Raw genomic sequence first — 15,415 nt, forward strand, 5'->3', positions numbered from 1 at the left:
ATGCCCATTCACACTGCTGTCGCCACCATCCACACCAACCACGGAGACATCGTGGTCAACCTCTTCGGCGACCAGGCCCCCCGCACGGTTCAGAACTTCGTCGGTCTTGCCGACGGTTCGGGCTCCTGGACCGACCCCGCCACCGGCAAGCCCGGCGAAGGCGCGCTCTACAACGGCGTCATCTTCCACCGCATCATTCCCGGCTTCATGATCCAGGGCGGCGACCCGCTCGGTCAGGGGACCGGCGGCCCCGGCTACACCTTCAACGACGAGATCAGCCCCGAGCTGGACTTTAACGCCCCCTACAAGCTGGCCATGGCCAACGCCGGGCTTCGTCGCAACGGCCTCACCGGCAAGCCCGAGGGCACGAACGGATCGCAGTTCTTCATCACCACCGATCCCACCCCGTGGCTGCAGGGCAAGCACACCATCTTCGGCGAGGTCGCCGACGATGACTCGCGCGCCGTGGTCGACGCGATCGCGAAGGTGCCCACGGCGGCCGGCGACCGCCCGGTCGAGCCGGTCGTCATCGAGTCGATCGACGTCGTCACCGCCTGAGCGGCGGCGCCGCTGACACGTACGTGAGCTCCGACGACCTTCGTCGCAACAGCGACAACTTCTGCTACCGGCATCCCGACCGGCAGAGCTTCGTCCTGTGTCAGCGGTGCCTGCGCACCATCTGTCCCGAGTGCCAGATCCAGGCTCCGGTCGGGGTGATCTGCCCCGAGTGCCTCGCCCAGCAGCAGGCCTCACGGACGCCCGCGCAGAAGAAGGCCGAGCGCCGGTGGGCGCGCCGCCCCGCGGCGGTCGCCGTCGGTGACACCCGTCCCCTCGCGACGTACGCGATCATCGGCATCACCGCGCTGGTGTACCTCATCTCGCTCATCCCCGGGTTCGGGGGCGCCGTGACCGACACGCTGTCGTTCTGGGCGCCGACGCTCTACCCCGAGGCCTTCGGCGTCTTCCAGCCGTGGCGCCTGCTGACGGTCTCGCTCGTGCACTCGGGCTTCTGGCACATCGGCTTGAACATGCTGGCGCTGTGGCTCATCGGTCGCAGTCTCGAGCCGCTCCTCGGCCGATGGCGATTCATCGCGCTCTACCTCATCAGCACGCTCGGCGGCTCGGTGGCGGTGGCGCTGCTGTCGTTCGGTACGCCCGTCGTCGGAGCCTCGGGCGCGGTGTTCGGCCTCTTCGGGGCCCTGCTCATCATCGGCCGGCACCTCGGGGCACCGGTGACGGGCATCGCGATCGTCCTCGGCATCAACCTGGTCATCGGGTTCATCCCGGGGTTCAACATCTCCTGGCAGGCGCATGTCGGCGGGTTGATCGCGGGACTTCTCGTCGCGGTCATCCTCACTCAGACGCGAGCGCGCTCGCGCCGGCCGCTGCAGATCGCCCTGCTGATCACGCTGACCGTCGGACTGCTCGCGCTCCTGCTGGTGCCGCCCGTGCTGTACTTCTGAGCCGACTTATCCACAGATCCATCCCCAGTTGGGGATGAATCACACCGGTGTAATTAGCTCAACGCCAGCGTGTGGTCATCAGGAACCCGATGAACGCGATGCCGAAGCCGATCGCGAGGTTCCAGGCGCCGATGCCGGGGATCGGCCACTGCATGCCGCTGATGTAGAAGACGAGGACCCAGACGAGTCCGATCAGCATGAGGCCGATCATGATCGGCTTGAACCACACCGGGTTGGGGGCGGCTTCGCCCTCCGCGCGCTCGATGAGTGTGTCGTCGTCCCTGCCTGAGCGTGCCATGAACCCCATTCTATCCGCCAGCGGGATCCCAGCGAGAGATGGCTACAATCGCCCCGTGGGTGACGAGCGCGATGAGCGGATGACCGAGCCGGCGTTGCGCCGTGATCGCACCGCCCGCGCGGCGCCGCCACAGGCATCCCGGGCCGCAGAAGCACCGCGCCACGCGAAGCCGCGACCGCGCGTGTCGATCGTCGGGGTCTTCGGCGAGCTGCTCATCACCGCCGGGCTTGTGACCCTGCTGTACGTCGGCTGGCAGATGTACCTCGGCGACCTCATCTTCGGCGCGCAGGCCAACGCCGCCGGACGGGAGCTGTCGGAGCAGTGGGCTGAGCAGTACGGCGAGAACCCGCCGGAGTCCGTGCCGACCCCCTCCGATCAACCGGCCGAGGCTGAGCCGGCGGCCGTCGAGCCGGTGATCCTCCCCGCGCCCACCGGCACCGAAGACTTCGCCATCATGCGCATCCCGCGGTTCGGTGCGGATTACGCCTGGACCATGGCGGGCGGTGTCACACGCGCGGGGACCCTCGACAACTTCCGCATCGGCCATTACCCCGGCAGCAAGATGCCCGGCGAAGTGGGCAACTTCGCCGTCGCCGGGCACCGCACGACCTACGGTGCGCCGTTCAACCGCATCGCGGAACTGCACGTCGGCGACGCCATCGTGATCGAGACGCCCGCGGGGTGGTACACCTACCGGTTCCGCACTCTCGAGTACGTCACCCCCGATGAAGTCGAGGTGCTGCTCCCCGTGCCGCAGATGCCCGATGTGCCGGCCAACGGCCGCTACATCACGATGACCAGCTGCAGCCCGATGTTCTCCCTCGCAGAGCGCATCGTCGCCTACGGCGTCTTCGAGTCGTTCCAGCCCTACGCCGACGGACCGCCGGCCTCCCTGACCGAGGGGGTCTGATGTACGCGGCGTTCTGGCGCGTTCTCCCCGGGCCCTGGTGGGTGCGGCTCTTCATCGTCATCGTCCTGGTCGCGGCGATCCTCTACGGACTGTTCTTCTACGCCTTCCCCTGGGTGAGTCAGTTCGTCAATCCGCAGGAAGTGACGGTCGAGTGACGGCCGATGTGCTCGTCGTCGACAACCACGACAGCTTCGTCCACACCCTCGTCGGGTACCTCCATCAGCTCGGCGTCACCACCCGGATGGTGGAGGCCGACGCGCTGGATCCGCGGAATCTCGACGAGACTCTCGACGGACACCGCGGCATCCTGATCTCTCCCGGTCCCGGCACGCCCGCCGATGCCGGAGCGTCGATCGATGTCGTGCGCGCGGCGTCGGCCCGCGGCATCCCTGTTCTGGGTGTGTGTCTGGGCCACCAGGCCATTGCTGAGGCATTCGGTGCCCGGGTCGGTCATGCGCCCGAGCTGATGCACGGGATGACCTCGGAGGTGCGTCACGACGGCAGCGCGCTGTTCACCGGGCTCGCCGACCCGTTCACGGCCACCCGGTACCACTCGCTGGCCATCGAGCGCCCGACGCTCCCGCCCGAGCTCGCGGTGACGGCCGAGACCGACAGCGGCGTGGTCATGGGAATCGCCCATCGCTCAGCGCCGGTGCTGGGCGTGCAGTTCCACCCCGAGAGCGTGCTCACCGAGGGGGGCCACCGACTCCTGGGCAACTGGCTCGAGACGTTCGGTGTCGACGGCGCGGCCGATCGCGGCGCCCGCCTCAGCCCACGCCGCTGACCGACGCCGGTCTCAGCTGCCGGTGCAGTACGTCAGCGTGATCGTCGAACGCACGGGCACATCACCCGGGGCGAGCGACTGCTGCGAAACGGTCGTCGGATCCGTCCCCGGGCAGCCGGGGTCTTCGGCGGTCTCGACCGTGAGGCCGAGCTCCTCGGACTGCAGCTCGCGTGTCGCGGCATCGACGGTGTAACCGCGGTAATCGAGGATCGTGACGTTGCCTGTGGCGACGACGAGGTTCACCACCGTGCCCACGGGCACCTCGGCTCCCGCGTCGCGATCGGCCGAGAGGACCACACCCGCCTCGCGGCCGGGATCATTCTCGGTGCGGATGGTTCCCACCCGCAGTCCCGCATCGGTGAGGGCTTGCGCCGCGGCATCCCGCGTCAGTCCCTCGAGAGTGGGCACCGCCGCGAGGTCCTGACCCGCCGAGACCACGACGAGCACGTCCTGCCCGGGGGAGACCGAGACGCCGGAGGCGGGATCGGTGCGGATGACCGCGCCCTCGGGCACGTCGACGCTGGGTTCGGTGATCTGGGACGGAACGAGGTCCTGTCCCTCCAGCTCCACCACGGCGCGCTCGTAGGTCATGCCCGAGACGTCGGGAACGATCCGCGCGCTCGAGGGCACCTCGTTCGCGGGCTGGATCGTCACCGCCCAGAACAGCACCGAGATCAGCAGAACCGCCAGAAGCGCGACACCCGCCCAGATCCACGCCACCGGCGGGCCCGACTGGGTGCGCTTCATCGTGGTGTCGGTGCTGAGCTGACGCAGTGACCGGGCGGTCTCGGCGGCGGCGCGCGGGTTCGGGCCGTAGAGCTCGCTGGTGAGGGCGCCCACCTGACGCTTGGACGGTGCCTTGCCGTCGAGGGTGGCATCGAGCGCCTCGCGGAAGCCCGCGGCATCCTGGTACCGCTGGAAAGGGTCCTTCGCCAGCGCCCGCAGCACGACGGTGTCGAGAGCGCGAGGCACGGTCTCGACGACCTCCGACGGGGTGAGTGGGGTCTCGCTGACGTGCTGATAGGCCACCGCCACCGGGGATTCGCCCCGGAACGGCTGACGACCGGTCAGCAGCTCGTACAGCACCACGCCCGTGGAGTAGAGATCGGCGCGCGCGTCGACCGGCTCGCCCTTGGCCTGCTCGGGGGAGAAATAGGCGGCGGTGCCGAGGATCTGGGTGGTCTCGGCGACCGTCGACGACGAGTCGGACACCGCACGGGCGATGCCGAAGTCCATGACCTTCACCTGGCCGGCGTCGGTGACCATGACGTTGCCGGGCTTGATGTCGCGGTGCACCACTCCGGCGCGGTGCGAGTATTCGAGGGCTTCGAGGATGCCGTCGACGTAGCGCACCGCATCGGGGACCGGTACCGGGCCGGCCGCGATGATGTCTTTCAGCAGACGCCCGCGCACGAGTTCCATGACGATGAAGGGCACCGGTCGTGTCACGCCGTCGACGCCGGACTCGGAGTCTTCGCCGGCGTCGTACACGCGCACGATCGCCGGGTTCGCCATGCGACTGGCCGCCTGCGCCTCGAGCCGGAACCGGGTGCGGAAGGCGTTGTCGCTCGCGAGATCGCGGTCGAGGATCTTGATCGCGACCTGCCGGCCGAGCGTCAGGTCTTCGCCACGGTACACCGTGGCCATTCCCCCGCGACCGATGATCTCATCGACGCGGTATCGCCCTGAAAGCACGCGCGTCTCAGTGGTCACAGTCACCCCCTGGTGGAACGGGTACAGCCTAACGGACGGTCACCGGGGTCGAGCTGGGGACCGGTTCGGATGACGCGGCTCAGCCGTCGTCGCCGCCGCCTTCGCCACCGTCGTCGTCGGTCGGGGAGGGCGACGGCGCGGCCTGGATGGACGCCTGCGCCTCGGGCGAGTTGCCCGACGTGCGCTCCCCCGACGGCCCGCCGGTGCAGGTGACGGTGTAGGTGACCAGGACCGTGCCACTGGCATTGTTCGGCACCGACAGCTGCGCCTGGCGCGTGTTGGTGTCGAACGGCATGGTGTTCTGTCCGTTCGAGAACGTGCCGTTCACCGCGGTGAGGGTGTACGCGCCGGGCGACCCCTCGCCGGCCGGGCACGAGTAGCCCTGCCAGTTGACGGTGAGGGTGCCGCCGGGGGCCACCGTGCCCGAGCTGAGGGTCGGAGCGGTCGGCTGCGGCAGCTCGGTCTGCGGGCCGTAGAACGACAGCGTCAGCACCTGGTCGGGGGTGATGGATCCCTGCGGCTCGTAGTCGTACACAAGCGAAACCTCGTCGGCCGTGGGCGCGGCGTTGCCCTGCTGGCAGTTGACGGTGAGCACACCGGCATCCAGCGCCGCGGCACGCGCGGTGTCGCAGTCGACGCCGACGAGACCCAGCGCGTCGAGGTCGATGCGGTCCTGGGTGGGCGTCGCCGACGGGGTCGTCTGTGACGGCGAGGGGCGAGACGACGAGGTCGACCCGGACGGGTCGGGCGAGGCGCCGCCCTGGTTGGCGAACAGGGCCCACAGCGTTCCGCCGAGGACCAGGAGCAGGATGACGATGAGGGCGACGAGCGGCCAGGTCCAGCGGCTCCGCTTCTTCTTCTCGGGCTCCTGCGGCTCGGCGTAGTCGGGTAGCGGCGCGGCGAGGATCTGCGTCGCGGTCGCCGTCGCCGCCGCCGGGGCGAGGAGCTGGGTGGCGTCGTCGGCCAGCGCCGCGGCCCCGGCGACGGCCGGTACGGCGGCGGCCGCTGCGGCAAGGTCGCCCCGGCGGAGCGCGGATGCCGCCCGCGCGACTGCGGCGGCGGAGGCCGGTCGGTCTTCGGGCTTCTTCGCGATCATCGCCATCACGAGGTTCTGCACCGGCTGCGCGACCGTCGGGGGAAGCGGCGGAGGCTGCTCGTTGATCTGCGCCATGGCGATCGCGACCTGCGACTCGCCGGTGAAGGGGCGCTTGCCGGCGAGGGACTCATAGGCGACGATGCCGAGCGAGTAGGTGTCGGTCGCCGGCGACGCGGGGTGACCCGATGCCTGCTCGGGCGAGAGGTACTGCACGGTTCCCATGACCTGACCGGTCGCGGTCAGCGGCACCTGATCGGCGATGCGGGCGATGCCGAAGTCGGTGATCTTCACTCGGCCGTCGGGGGTGATGAGGAGGTTCCCGGGCTTGATGTCGCGGTGCACCAGGCCCGCCGCGTGCGCGGCCTGCAGCGCCGCGGCGGTCTGCGCCACGACGTCGAGGGTCTTGTCGGTCGACAGTGCCCCGTCGCGCTCGAGGATTGTCGACAGCGCCTCTCCGGGCACGAGCTCCATGACGAGGAAAGCCGAACCCGCCTCCTCGCCGTAGTCGAAGACGCTGGCGATGCCCTCGTGGTTCACAAGGGCCGCGTGCCGCGCCTCGGCGCGGAAGCGCTCGAGGAACCCGGGGTCCCCCATGTACTCGTCCTTGAGGATCTTGATCGCGACCGTCCGTCCGATGACGTGGTCGGTCGCCTCCCAGACCTCGCCCATACCGCCGATGGCGATGCGCGAGTCCAGCTCGTAGCGTCCTCCGAAGGTCACTCCCTGCGTCGGTCTCATCTTCCCAACACCGCCTCCATGACCGTCTTCGCGATGGGCGCCGCGATTGTGTTCCCGCTGCCGGACTGGCCCTGTCCGCCACCGTCTTCGATGACCACCGCGACGGCGACCTGGGGGTCGTCGGCGGGTGCGAAGCCGGTGAACCAGAGCGTGTACGGATCCTCGGATCCGTTCTCCGCCGTGCCGGTCTTCCCGGCCACGTCGACCCCGTCTATTCTTGCACCGCTCGCCGCGCCGTCCCGGACATTGGCCACCATCATCGTCACCATCTCCTCGGCGAGATCCTCGTCCAGCGCGCGACCGAACTCGGTGTCCTCGAAGGTCTGCTGCACGGAGAGATCCGGCCCGATGACCTGATCGACCATGCGGGGGTTCATCACCACGCCGCCGTTGGCGATCCCGGCCGAGACCATGGCGATCTGCAGCGGTGTCGCGTCGACCTGACCCTGGCCGAACCCGGTGAGGGCGGTCTGCGGGTCATCCAGGGCCCGGGGGTAGGGCGAGGCGGTCGAGGTGAGCGGGATGTCGAAGCTGCGGTTGAAGCCGTACTTCTCCGCCTCTTCGCGGATCGCGGTGTCGCCGAGCTCGACGGCGAGCTCGGCGAAGGGGATGTTGCAGCTGAGCCGCAGTGCGTCGGCGAGGGTCACCGTCTCGCCGGGGCCGCAGGCGCCGCGGCTGGCGTTGAAGACGACGTTGCTCGACTGCGGCAGCTGGTAGACGGCCGGGTTGGGCAGCTCCGACTCAGGGGTGTACTCGCCCGAGGCGAGCGCAGCCGAGGCGACGACGAGCTTGAAAGTCGAGCCCGGAGGGTTCAGGTCTCCACCGATCGCCCGGTCGACGAGCGGATCGGTGGGGTCTGCCAGCAGCTGCTCGTACGCGGCGTTCACCTGCTCGGGGTCGTGGATCGCCAGCATGTTGGTGTCGTAACTCGGGCTCGTCACGAGCGCGAGCACGCGGCCGGTGTCAGGCTCGATCGCGATGACGGCACCCTGCAGATCTCCGAGGGCGTCGTAGGCGGCCTGCTGCACCGTGGCATCCAGGCTCAATTCCACGTTCGAGCCGCGCGGCGGCTGCCCGGTGAAGATGCGCTCGATGCGCGAGAGGAACTGCGAGTTCGACGTGCCGCTGAGTTCCGCGTTCATCGCCTGCTCGATGGCGGTCGATGCGCCGAGTGCGGGGTTGATGTAGCCGGTCACCGGCGCCCACATGTCGCCGTTCTGATAGACCCGCTGCCAGCTGTAGACGTCGTCGGAGGGGACGGATGACGCGATCGCGATGCCGCTCGCGACGATCGAGCCGCGCTGCACCTCGTACGAGTCGTAGAGCGAGCGCGTGTTCGCGGAGTTCGCCGCGAGGCTCTCGGCCTGGATCACCTGGATGATGCTCGTCGACCCGAACAGGGCGAGGAACATCAGCAGCACGATGATGCTGAGCCGGCGCAGTTCTTTCGTCATCTCCCTCCACCCCCCAGGATGCGCGGGGCGAGCGAAGCGATGTCGGTTTCGGCGACGCTGGCATCGGGTCCGGCGGGGGCATGCGTCGCCGAAACCGGCATCGCAGAGCGCTCGGCGAGATGCGTCATCCGATCACCACCCGCGGTCGGGAGCGGACGGCGTCGGAGATGCGCAGGAGCAGGGCGACGATGATCCAGTTCGCCACGAGCGACGATCCGCCTGCGGCGAGGAAGGGTGTCGTGAGGCCGGTGAGGGGGATGAGGCGGGTGACGCCGCCGACCATGATGAACACCTGCAGCGCGATGGTGAACGCCAGGCCCGTGGCCAGGAGCTTGCCGAAGTCGTCTTGCCCCGCAAGCCCGATGCGGATGCCGCGGCTGACGAAGACCATGTACAGGCACAGGATGGCGAAGACGCCCACGAGACCGAGCTCCTCGCCGAGGCTCGGCAGGATGTAGTCGCTCTGCGACAGCGGGGTGATGTACGGGCGTCCCTGACCGAGACCGGTGCCGATCAGCCCGCCGTGGGCGAGCCCGAAGATGCCCTGCACGAGCTGGTAGCTGCCGCCGGAGCGCTCGATGATCTCGGGGTCGAACGCGTTCAGCCAGTTGGCGAAGCGCCCGCCGACGTAGGGCAGCACCCGCGAGGCGAGGAAGGCTCCCGAGGCGGCGAGGGCCACACCGATCAGCACCCAGCTGGTCTTGCCGGTGGCGACGTAGAGCATCGCCACGAACATGCCGAAGATGAGCGTGCCGGTGCCGAGGTCGCGCTGCATGACGATGATGCCGAGGGAGACGAGCCAGATCACCAGCAGCGGGCCCAGCTCGCGGGCGCGCGGCCAGGTCATGCCGAGGAACCGCGTGCCGGTGGAGGTCAGGCTCTCCCGGGTACGCACGAGGTAGCCGGCGAAGAAGATCGCGAGGGCGATCTTCGCCAGCTCGCCCGGCTGGAACGACACGAATCCGAGCGAGACCCAGACATCGGCGTTGGCGTTGGTGCCCAGGCCCGGCACGATCGGCAGAAGCAGCAGCGCGATGCCCGCGAAGCCGGAGACATAGGTGTAGCGGAAGAGGACCCGGTAGTTGCGGAGGAAGATCACCACGACTACCGCGGCGACCACCGCGATCGCCGCCCATGCCATCTGGCGTGTCGACGCGGCATCCCAGCCCTCGTCGCGGATGGCGATGTCGATCCGGTAGATCATCGCGATGCCGAGGCCGGTGAGGATCGTCGCGATCGGCACGACGAACGGGTCGGCGTCGCGCGCGCGGAAGCGCAGCACGATGTGCAGCGCAAGCACCAGCACGGTGAGTCCACCGCAGTAGTAGAGGAAGGTCGGCTCGATCGCGCCGATGGCGCCGAGCTGCACGAGGGCCACGGCCGCCCACGTCAGCGCGCAGGCGAACAGCAGCAGGAACAGCTCGCGGTTGCGCTGGGTCTGCGGCACGCGGATGCGCTTGAGGGCGCGGATCACCGCCGTGTCGGTCGAGGGGGCGTCGGGGCGGGTGACGCCGGGAGGGGCTGCGGTCATGAGTTCGCCTCCGCGGCGATGCGCAGCCGATCCACGATCGTCCGGGCGTCATCGAGGGTCTGCGCGGAGATCGTCCGTTGGACAGTGGTGCGCGAGAAGGGGGGAAGATCGGACAGGTCGATGCCCGTGTCCTCGAAGGGGGTCGACAGGGACAGCGGGCCGATGTCCTGCTGCACGCCGCGGTAGATGACGACGGTGTCGTCGTCGGCGCCGACGAAGTAGCGGGTCTGCGTCCACTGGTACGCGAGGATCAGCGTCGTCGCGAGTGCCGCGATCACGAGGATGAGCCCAGCGAACCACGCGATGCGGCGGCGGCGGGCGCGGCGCCGGTCTTCTTCGATCAGCTCCTCGAGGAACTCGGCGTCGGGTTCGAAGTGCGTGGGTTCGTTCGCCGCCCCCCGGTTCGGGTGCAGCCAGCTGCTGCGTCCGGGGCGTGCGGCGGGCACCTCCACGCCGATGGGGTTGGAGGCGGAGCCGACGACCGTGGGGGTGCCGAGGAAGACCGGATGCTGCCCGCCGACGTCGACCAGGACGATGGTGACGTTGTCGGGGGCACCGCCGTCGAGGGCCTGCTTGAGCAGCGCATCGGCGGTGCGGCCCGGGGCGAGGCCCAGCCCGAGGGCTTTGGCGGTGTGCGGGTCGTCGACGACCCCTGACAGCCCGTCGGAGCACAGCAGCCACCGGTCGCCCGGCTGCGTCGGCATGATGAACGTGTCGAGCTCGGGGTCGGGGTCCATGTCGCCGAGCACCCGCATGAGCACCGATCGGCGCGGGTGGTACCGCGCCTCTTCGGGGGTGATGCGCCCGGAGTCCACGAGCCGCTGCACGAAGGTGTGATCGGTGGTGATCTGGGTCAGCGCACCGTCGCGGTACAGGTAGATGCGCGAGTCGCCGATGTGGGCGATGACGGCGTAGTCGTCGACCATCAGCAGCGCGCTGACGGTCGTGCCCATGCCGGCGAGCTCGGGTTTGACGCCGACGGTGTCGATGAGGTGCTGCGCGGTCTCGGCGATGGCGTCGCGCAGCGCTCGTTCGGCTGTCGCCGTCGACGAGAACGAGTCATCCAGGTCGCGCAGTCTCTCGATGGCCAGGCTCGACGCGACGTCGCCACCGGCGTGGCCACCCATGCCGTCGGCGACGACGAAGAGGTTCGACCCGGCGTATCCGGAGTCCTGATTGTTGGAGCGCACCTTGCCGGTGTGCGAGATCGCGGCGCTCGAGCCCTGGAAGACCATGAAGAGGGGTCCGCCCGCTACTTCCGGAGCTCGAAGGTGGTCGCCCCCACGCGGATGGGCGCACCGACGGTGATGGCGACCGGCGCCGACACGCGGGCGCCGTCGTGCCAGGTGCCGTTGGTGGAATCGAGGTCCTGCAGCATCCACTGATTGCCCCACAGCATGATGCGCGCGTGGTGGCTGGAGGTGTAGTCGTCGCGGATGACCAGGCCTGACTCGCTGGACCGTCCGATGGTGAGCGGTTCGCTGCCGAGCGGCAGCTCGAGACCGGCCTTCGGGCCGCTGGTGATGACGATGCGAGAGACGGTGGAGGGGGTCGCCGGTCCGCCCTTCTGCGGCGCGGCGGCGGGGCGCGCGCGGGCGACGGGCTCCGTGAGCGCCGAGGGTGACGAGGGCGACTTCGTGACGGCGGGGCCCGCCGGTGCGGCGGCTGCGGCGGCCGGCTCGGGCATCTTCCGGGCCTTCATGCCGAACAGATCGGCGCGCAGCGAGTACACGACGGCGAAGACGAAGAACCACAGCAGCACCAGGAAGCCGATGCGCAGCAGGAGGAGGGTCAGTTCGCTCACGGCAGCGGCCCCTGTTCCCGGACGTCGAAGGCGCGCGTGGCGTCGGGAGCCGGCCGGGACGGCCGCGGAGGTACCGCCTGCGCCACCACGCGGAAGACGATATCCGTTCGCCCGATCGTGATGGTGGAATCCGGCGAGAGAGGGGCTTCGCTCACCCTGCTGCCGTTCAGAAGGGTGCCGTTGGTCGACCCCAGGTCACGGACCATCGCGCGCTCGCCGTCCCACAGCACCTCGACGTGCTTGCGGCTCGTCCCGGCATCCGAGATGGTGACGTCGGCGTCGCTGCCGCGACCGATGACGGTGCGGCCCTTCAGCAGCGGGTGCCGCTTGCCTTCGACATCGATCACACCGCGCCACGAGACCGAGCCCTCGGCGCTGGAGCTGTCCACGCGGAGGGTTCCGGTGGAGAGCTGGTCGTCGCGCTCGAGGGTGATGGTGACGGGGCCGGCGAAGCTGTAGCCCTGCGCGCGGGCATGCTTCTCGACGAGCGACCGGAGCTCCTCGCCCAGGGCGGGGCCGATCGCGCGCATGCGCTCGTCGTCGCTCGGGGCGAGTCGCACGGTGAAGGTGTGCGGGGTGAGGATGCGGTCGCGGCTGACGACGGCGGCCTTCTTGTCCAGTTCGCTGCGGAGCGCGGACGCGATCTCGACAGGCTGGATCCCGCTACGGAAGGTCTTGGCGAACGCGCTGTTGACGGCACGTTCGAGTCCCTTCTCGAAGCTGTCTAGTAGTCCCACGGGGCTCCTCAGGCAGGCGATCCAGTCGGTACATGTTAGTTGTCCAGCCTGGACAGGCGATCCACACCGCGTTCGACCCGCCGTGCACGGGTGTCAGCGGAGGGTCGGCTGTGGCGACCCACGGCGCCGGGGGCCGCCCAGGAGCCGTGATATCCTCGGGAAGTTGAGTGACGCGGGTCGATGATCCGCGGCTCGCGCGAGTGGCGGAATAGGCAGACGCGCTGGCTTCAGGTGCCAGTGCCCGAAAGGGCGTGGGGGTTCAACTCCCCCCTCGCGCACAGCGACGAAGAAGCCCCCGACCTGGGATGACCAGGGCGGGGGCTTCGCCGTTCGGGGGCCCGTCCGGGGCGCGCATGCTGTCCGGCATCTTCCCGACCGGCTTCCACGGTGCCTGCACCGCCGGGGTCGGCCCGGGCTCGACGGTGTACATCGCCGGTGCGACGTCGGGTCTCGCCTCAGCGGAACCGGCGTCGATACGCCATCGCGGCCCCGAGGTAGGCCACCACGAGGATCCCCGCGCACCAGGCGAGGGCGACCCAGAGGTCGGCGCCGGGCGCCTCGCCTGCCAGCAGCGCTCGCATCGCGTTCACGATCGACGTGACCGGCTGATACTCGGCGAACCACCGCACCGGCCCGGGCATCGTCTCGGTCGGAACGAAGGCCGAGCTCAGGAACGGCAGGAAGATCAGCGGATACGAGAAGGCGCTGGCGCCGTCGACGGTCTTCGCCGTGAGCCCGGCGATGACGGCGAGCCAGGTGAGCGCCAGCGTGAACAGGAGCAGGATGCCGCCCACCGCGAGCCAAGCCCCGGCCCCCGCGGGACTCCGGAACCCGATGACGAGGGCGACGGCGACGACGACGACAAGCGAGACCGCGTTCGCCACGACGGACGTGAGGACATGCGCCCACAGTCCGGACGACCGAGCGATCGGCATCGACTGGAAGCGCTCGAAGATCCCGCCCTGCAGGTCGAGGAAGAGCCGGTACGCCGTGTACGCGACCCCCGACGCCACGGTGATGAGCAGGATGCCGGGCAGAAGGTAATCCACGTACGACTCCCCTCCCGTCTGGATCGCCCCGCCGAAGACGAAGACGAACAGGAGCAGGAAGGCGATCGGCATCACGGCGGTGGTGACGATGGTGTCGGGGCTGCGCAGGATGTGGCGCAGCGACCGCCCGGTGAGCGCGGCGGTATCGCCGACGACGTGCACGGTCATGGTGCGTCCTTTCCGCCGACGATCGCGAGGAAGATCTCCTCGAGACTCGGCTGCTTCTCGATGTACTCGACGCGGGCGGGCGGGAACCGTCGCTTGAGGTCCTCGAGCGTGCCCTCGGCGATGATGCGTCCCTCGTGCAGGATCGCGATGCGGTCCGCCAGCTGCTCGGCCTCGTCGAGGTACTGCGTGGTCAGCAGGATGGTCGTGCCCCCGCGGGCCAGTTCGCGCACCGCGTCCCACACCTCGATGCGCGCCTGGGGGTCCAGTCCCGTCGTCGGTTCGTCCAGCAGCACGACGGGCGGATCGCCGATGAGGCTCATGGCGATGTCGAGCCGGCGACGCATCCCGCCCGAGTAGGTTCCGACGCGGCGACCGCCGGCGTCGGTGAGGGAGAATCGCTCGAGCAGGCTGTCGGCGACCCCACCGGGATCGGCCACGTGCCGGAGTCGGCCGATGAGTACGAGGTTCTCACGACCCGTCAGCACCTCGTCCACCGCGGCGAACTGGCCGGTGAGGCTGATCGCCTCCCTGACGCGCGCAGGCTCGGCCGCCGCATCCCGACCCTGGATCTCCACTGTGCCCGCGTCGGCGCGAAGCAGAGTCGCGATGATGCGGATCGCCGTGGTCTTGCCGGCACCGTTGGAACCCAGGAGGGCGTAGATGGTGCCGGGTGGCACCTCGAGGTCGACGCCCTTCAGGACCGACAGGTGGCCGAACGCCTTCTCGAGCCCCCGGATGTGCACCGCGGGGCGAGCGGTCACGGCTGTCGGGGCGTTCACGGTGCCTCCTCCTTCTCCGCCTGCTCGATCGCAGCGGCGAGCCGCTTCTGCTCCTTGGTGATCCACGAGCCGATGCCGTAGTTGGCCTTGAAGGTGTCGACGAACTCGACCGGGTCGTGGCCGACGACGTCTCGCACCGGCATCCCGTCGGCGGCGGCTCGCTCGAAGAGATCGGCGAGATCGTCGAACATCTGCAGCAGCAGCTCGCCCTGGTCGGTGCCGCCGTTGTACATCAGGTAGCGCTCGACGCCTCTGGCGGCGGTCCGGTACGGGGCCGGCAAGGCCTCCACCCGCGCTCGGTATGCCTTCCACCGTCGCTTGTCCGCGAGCGACCCGGTCACCCATTCGATCCAGTTGGTCATGACTCTCCCCCTTCGCGGAGCTGTTGCAGTCGTTCGGAGAGGAAGCTCCACGTCCTCCAGAACTCGTCGAGGTAGTCGCGGCCCGCGGCGTTCAGGCTGTAGACCTTGCGCGGCGGGCCCTTCTCCGAGGGCTCCTTCTCGACATCGACGAGGCCGCGCTGCTCGATGCGCACGAGCAGGGCGTACACGGTGCCCTCCGCGATGTCGGCGAATCCCTGGTCACGCAGCCAGGTGGTGATCTCGTAGCCGTAAGCGCGGCGCGTGGCGAGAATCGCCAGCACGATGCCCTCGAGGATGCCCTTGAGCATCTCGGTCGTCTGCCTGCCCATCGCCTCTCCCTCGGTACTCAGTGTTGGTGAGTACCACTACATAGTAGCGCTGACTAGCTCGAGCGCAACACCCTCCCGATTCGGGGCGCGATCCTCCGGGTGGGGCGCCGCAATCGCGCCCCGCCCGGCACAATCCGCCCCCAACAGCTGGGGACGGGCGCAGGCGGGCGCAGGCGAGCGGACGGGGGGTTGAGGGAGGA

General features: G+C 69.4%; 17 protein-coding genes, 1 tRNA gene and 1 pseudogene. 7 read left to right on the plus strand and 12 right to left on the minus strand.

Translation table 11 applies throughout. From position 1 onward, the window contains the following. Both HDC37_RS14600 and HDC37_RS14605 read left to right on the plus strand, forming a co-directional pair. Positions 1–558 (plus strand): peptidylprolyl isomerase, encoded by a 558-nt coding sequence (locus tag HDC37_RS14600; protein ID WP_179561118.1) that lies wholly within the window; start codon positions 1–3, stop codon positions 556–558. Between the two features lie 23 nt (positions 559–581). Further along, positions 582–1,463, plus strand: coding sequence for a rhomboid family intramembrane serine protease (locus tag HDC37_RS14605; RefSeq protein WP_179561119.1), 882 nt, complete (start codon positions 582–584; stop codon positions 1,461–1,463). Positions 1,464–1,521: 58 nt separating this feature from the next. On the opposite strand, the gene HDC37_RS14610 is transcribed toward HDC37_RS14605, so the two are convergent. Further along, entirely contained in the window at positions 1,522–1,761 is a 240-nt protein-coding gene (locus HDC37_RS14610; protein ID WP_124292017.1) for a cell division protein CrgA, read from the minus strand. Positions 1,762–1,816: 55 nt separating this feature from the next. Between HDC37_RS14610 and HDC37_RS14615 the strand changes: the two genes are divergently transcribed. From HDC37_RS14615 to HDC37_RS14625, 3 genes are read left to right on the plus strand one after another with little or no spacing between them, the layout of a single operon-like run. Then, entirely contained in the window at positions 1,817–2,671 is an 855-nt protein-coding gene (locus tag HDC37_RS14615) for a class E sortase (protein WP_308472236.1), read from the plus strand. Continuing rightward, on the plus strand, positions 2,671–2,826 hold the full coding sequence (locus HDC37_RS14620) for a hypothetical protein (protein WP_164478133.1): 156 nt from the start codon (positions 2,671–2,673) through the stop codon (positions 2,824–2,826). The genes HDC37_RS14615 and HDC37_RS14620 overlap by 1 nt, the downstream gene beginning before the upstream one ends. Continuing rightward, positions 2,823–3,455, plus strand: coding sequence for a gamma-glutamyl-gamma-aminobutyrate hydrolase family protein (locus HDC37_RS14625; protein ID WP_179561120.1), 633 nt, complete (start codon positions 2,823–2,825; stop codon positions 3,453–3,455). Before HDC37_RS14620 ends, HDC37_RS14625 begins: the two co-directional genes overlap by 4 nt. 12 nt (positions 3,456–3,467) lie before the next feature. Here the strand turns inward: HDC37_RS14625 and pknB are convergent, their stop codons facing one another. From pknB to HDC37_RS14660, 7 genes are all read right to left on the minus strand, one after another. After that, on the minus strand, positions 3,468–5,168 hold the full coding sequence (gene pknB, locus HDC37_RS14630; protein WP_179561121.1) for a Stk1 family PASTA domain-containing Ser/Thr kinase: 1,701 nt from the start codon (positions 5,166–5,168) through the stop codon (positions 3,468–3,470). Positions 5,169–5,247: 79 nt separating this feature from the next. Next, positions 5,248–7,002, minus strand: a complete 1,755-nt coding sequence (locus HDC37_RS14635) for a serine/threonine-protein kinase (protein WP_179561122.1) — start codon at positions 7,000–7,002, stop codon at positions 5,248–5,250. Further along, positions 6,999–8,456 carry a penicillin-binding protein 2 gene (locus tag HDC37_RS14640; protein ID WP_179561123.1) on the minus strand — a complete coding sequence of 486 codons (1,458 nt, stop codon included), beginning with the start codon at positions 8,454–8,456 and terminating at the stop codon, positions 6,999–7,001. The genes HDC37_RS14635 and HDC37_RS14640 overlap by 4 nt, the downstream gene beginning before the upstream one ends. A 124-nt stretch (positions 8,457–8,580) precedes the next feature. After that, the gene (locus HDC37_RS14645) at positions 8,581–9,987 is read right to left on the minus strand and encodes an FtsW/RodA/SpoVE family cell cycle protein (RefSeq protein WP_179561124.1); all 1,407 of its coding nucleotides are present in this window, start codon (positions 9,985–9,987) and stop codon (positions 8,581–8,583) included. Then, the gene (locus HDC37_RS14650; protein ID WP_179561125.1) at positions 9,984–11,222 is read right to left on the minus strand and encodes a PP2C family serine/threonine-protein phosphatase; all 1,239 of its coding nucleotides are present in this window, start codon (positions 11,220–11,222) and stop codon (positions 9,984–9,986) included. Before HDC37_RS14650 ends, HDC37_RS14645 begins: the two co-directional genes overlap by 4 nt. Positions 11,223–11,239: 17 nt before the next feature. Then, positions 11,240–11,791 (minus strand): FHA domain-containing protein, encoded by a 552-nt coding sequence (locus tag HDC37_RS14655; RefSeq protein WP_179561126.1) that lies wholly within the window; start codon positions 11,789–11,791, stop codon positions 11,240–11,242. Further along, positions 11,788–12,528 (minus strand): DUF3662 and FHA domain-containing protein, encoded by a 741-nt coding sequence (locus HDC37_RS14660; protein WP_179561127.1) that lies wholly within the window; start codon positions 12,526–12,528, stop codon positions 11,788–11,790. Before HDC37_RS14660 ends, HDC37_RS14655 begins: the two co-directional genes overlap by 4 nt. A gap of 194 nt (positions 12,529–12,722) precedes the next feature. Here HDC37_RS14660 and HDC37_RS14665 point away from each other — a divergent pair. Next, positions 12,723–12,806 (plus strand) — tRNA-Leu (locus HDC37_RS14665). 78 nt (positions 12,807–12,884) lie between these two features. Continuing rightward, positions 12,885–13,004 (plus strand): annotated as a pseudogene (locus tag HDC37_RS17610) (formaldehyde dehydrogenase, glutathione-independent); the annotation flags it as partial. On the opposite strand, the gene HDC37_RS14670 reads toward HDC37_RS17610, so the two are convergent. Genes HDC37_RS14670 through HDC37_RS14685 form a run of 4 tightly spaced genes read right to left on the minus strand, consistent with a single transcriptional unit; the run spans position 12,984 to position 15,215 of the window. Then, a complete protein-coding gene (locus HDC37_RS14670) occupies positions 12,984–13,745 on the minus strand; it encodes an ABC transporter permease (RefSeq protein WP_179561128.1) in 762 nt (253 codons plus the stop codon). The pseudogene HDC37_RS17610 and the gene HDC37_RS14670 sit on opposite strands and share 21 nt — an antisense overlap. Then, positions 13,742–14,524: an ABC transporter ATP-binding protein gene (locus HDC37_RS14675; protein WP_374939195.1), complete on the minus strand. Its 783-nt coding sequence runs from the start codon at positions 14,522–14,524 to the stop codon at positions 13,742–13,744. The genes HDC37_RS14670 and HDC37_RS14675 overlap by 4 nt, the downstream gene beginning before the upstream one ends. After that, positions 14,521–14,886 (minus strand): DUF1048 domain-containing protein, encoded by a 366-nt coding sequence (locus HDC37_RS14680; protein WP_179561129.1) that lies wholly within the window; start codon positions 14,884–14,886, stop codon positions 14,521–14,523. Before HDC37_RS14680 ends, HDC37_RS14675 begins: the two co-directional genes overlap by 4 nt. Next, complete coding sequence (locus HDC37_RS14685; protein WP_179561130.1) at positions 14,883–15,215, minus strand: PadR family transcriptional regulator; 333 nt, start codon at positions 15,213–15,215, stop codon at positions 14,883–14,885. The genes HDC37_RS14680 and HDC37_RS14685 overlap by 4 nt, the downstream gene beginning before the upstream one ends. Positions 15,216–15,415: the final 200 nt, after the last annotated feature.

Source organism: Microbacterium sp. AK009 (genome assembly GCF_013410955.1).
GTDB lineage: Bacteria > Actinomycetota > Actinomycetes > Actinomycetales > Microbacteriaceae > Microbacterium.

Excerpts from the sequence above, each read along its gene's own strand:
- HDC37_RS14680 (WP_179561129.1), bottom strand. The coding sequence starts at position 14,886 with ATGACCAACTGGATCGAATGGGTGACCGGGTCGCTCGCGGACAAGCGA.
- HDC37_RS14640 (WP_179561123.1), bottom strand. The coding sequence starts at position 8,456 with ATGACGAAAGAACTGCGCCGGCTCAGCATCATCGTGCTGCTGATGTTC.
- HDC37_RS14670 (WP_179561128.1), bottom strand. The coding sequence starts at position 13,745 with ATGACCGTGCACGTCGTCGGCGATACCGCCGCGCTCACCGGGCGGTCG.
- HDC37_RS14650 (WP_179561125.1), bottom strand. The coding sequence starts at position 11,222 with ATGGTCTTCCAGGGCTCGAGCGCCGCGATCTCGCACACCGGCAAGGTG.
- HDC37_RS14620 (WP_164478133.1), top strand. The coding sequence starts at position 2,671 with ATGTACGCGGCGTTCTGGCGCGTTCTCCCCGGGCCCTGGTGGGTGCGG.
- HDC37_RS14635 (WP_179561122.1), bottom strand. The coding sequence starts at position 7,002 with ATGAGACCGACGCAGGGAGTGACCTTCGGAGGACGCTACGAGCTGGAC.
- HDC37_RS14600 (WP_179561118.1), top strand. The coding sequence starts at position 1 with ATGCCCATTCACACTGCTGTCGCCACCATCCACACCAACCACGGAGAC.
- HDC37_RS14685 (WP_179561130.1), bottom strand. The coding sequence starts at position 15,215 with ATGGGCAGGCAGACGACCGAGATGCTCAAGGGCATCCTCGAGGGCATC.
- HDC37_RS14645 (WP_179561124.1), bottom strand. The coding sequence starts at position 9,987 with ATGACCGCAGCCCCTCCCGGCGTCACCCGCCCCGACGCCCCCTCGACC.
- HDC37_RS14610 (WP_124292017.1), bottom strand. The coding sequence starts at position 1,761 with ATGGCACGCTCAGGCAGGGACGACGACACACTCATCGAGCGCGCGGAG.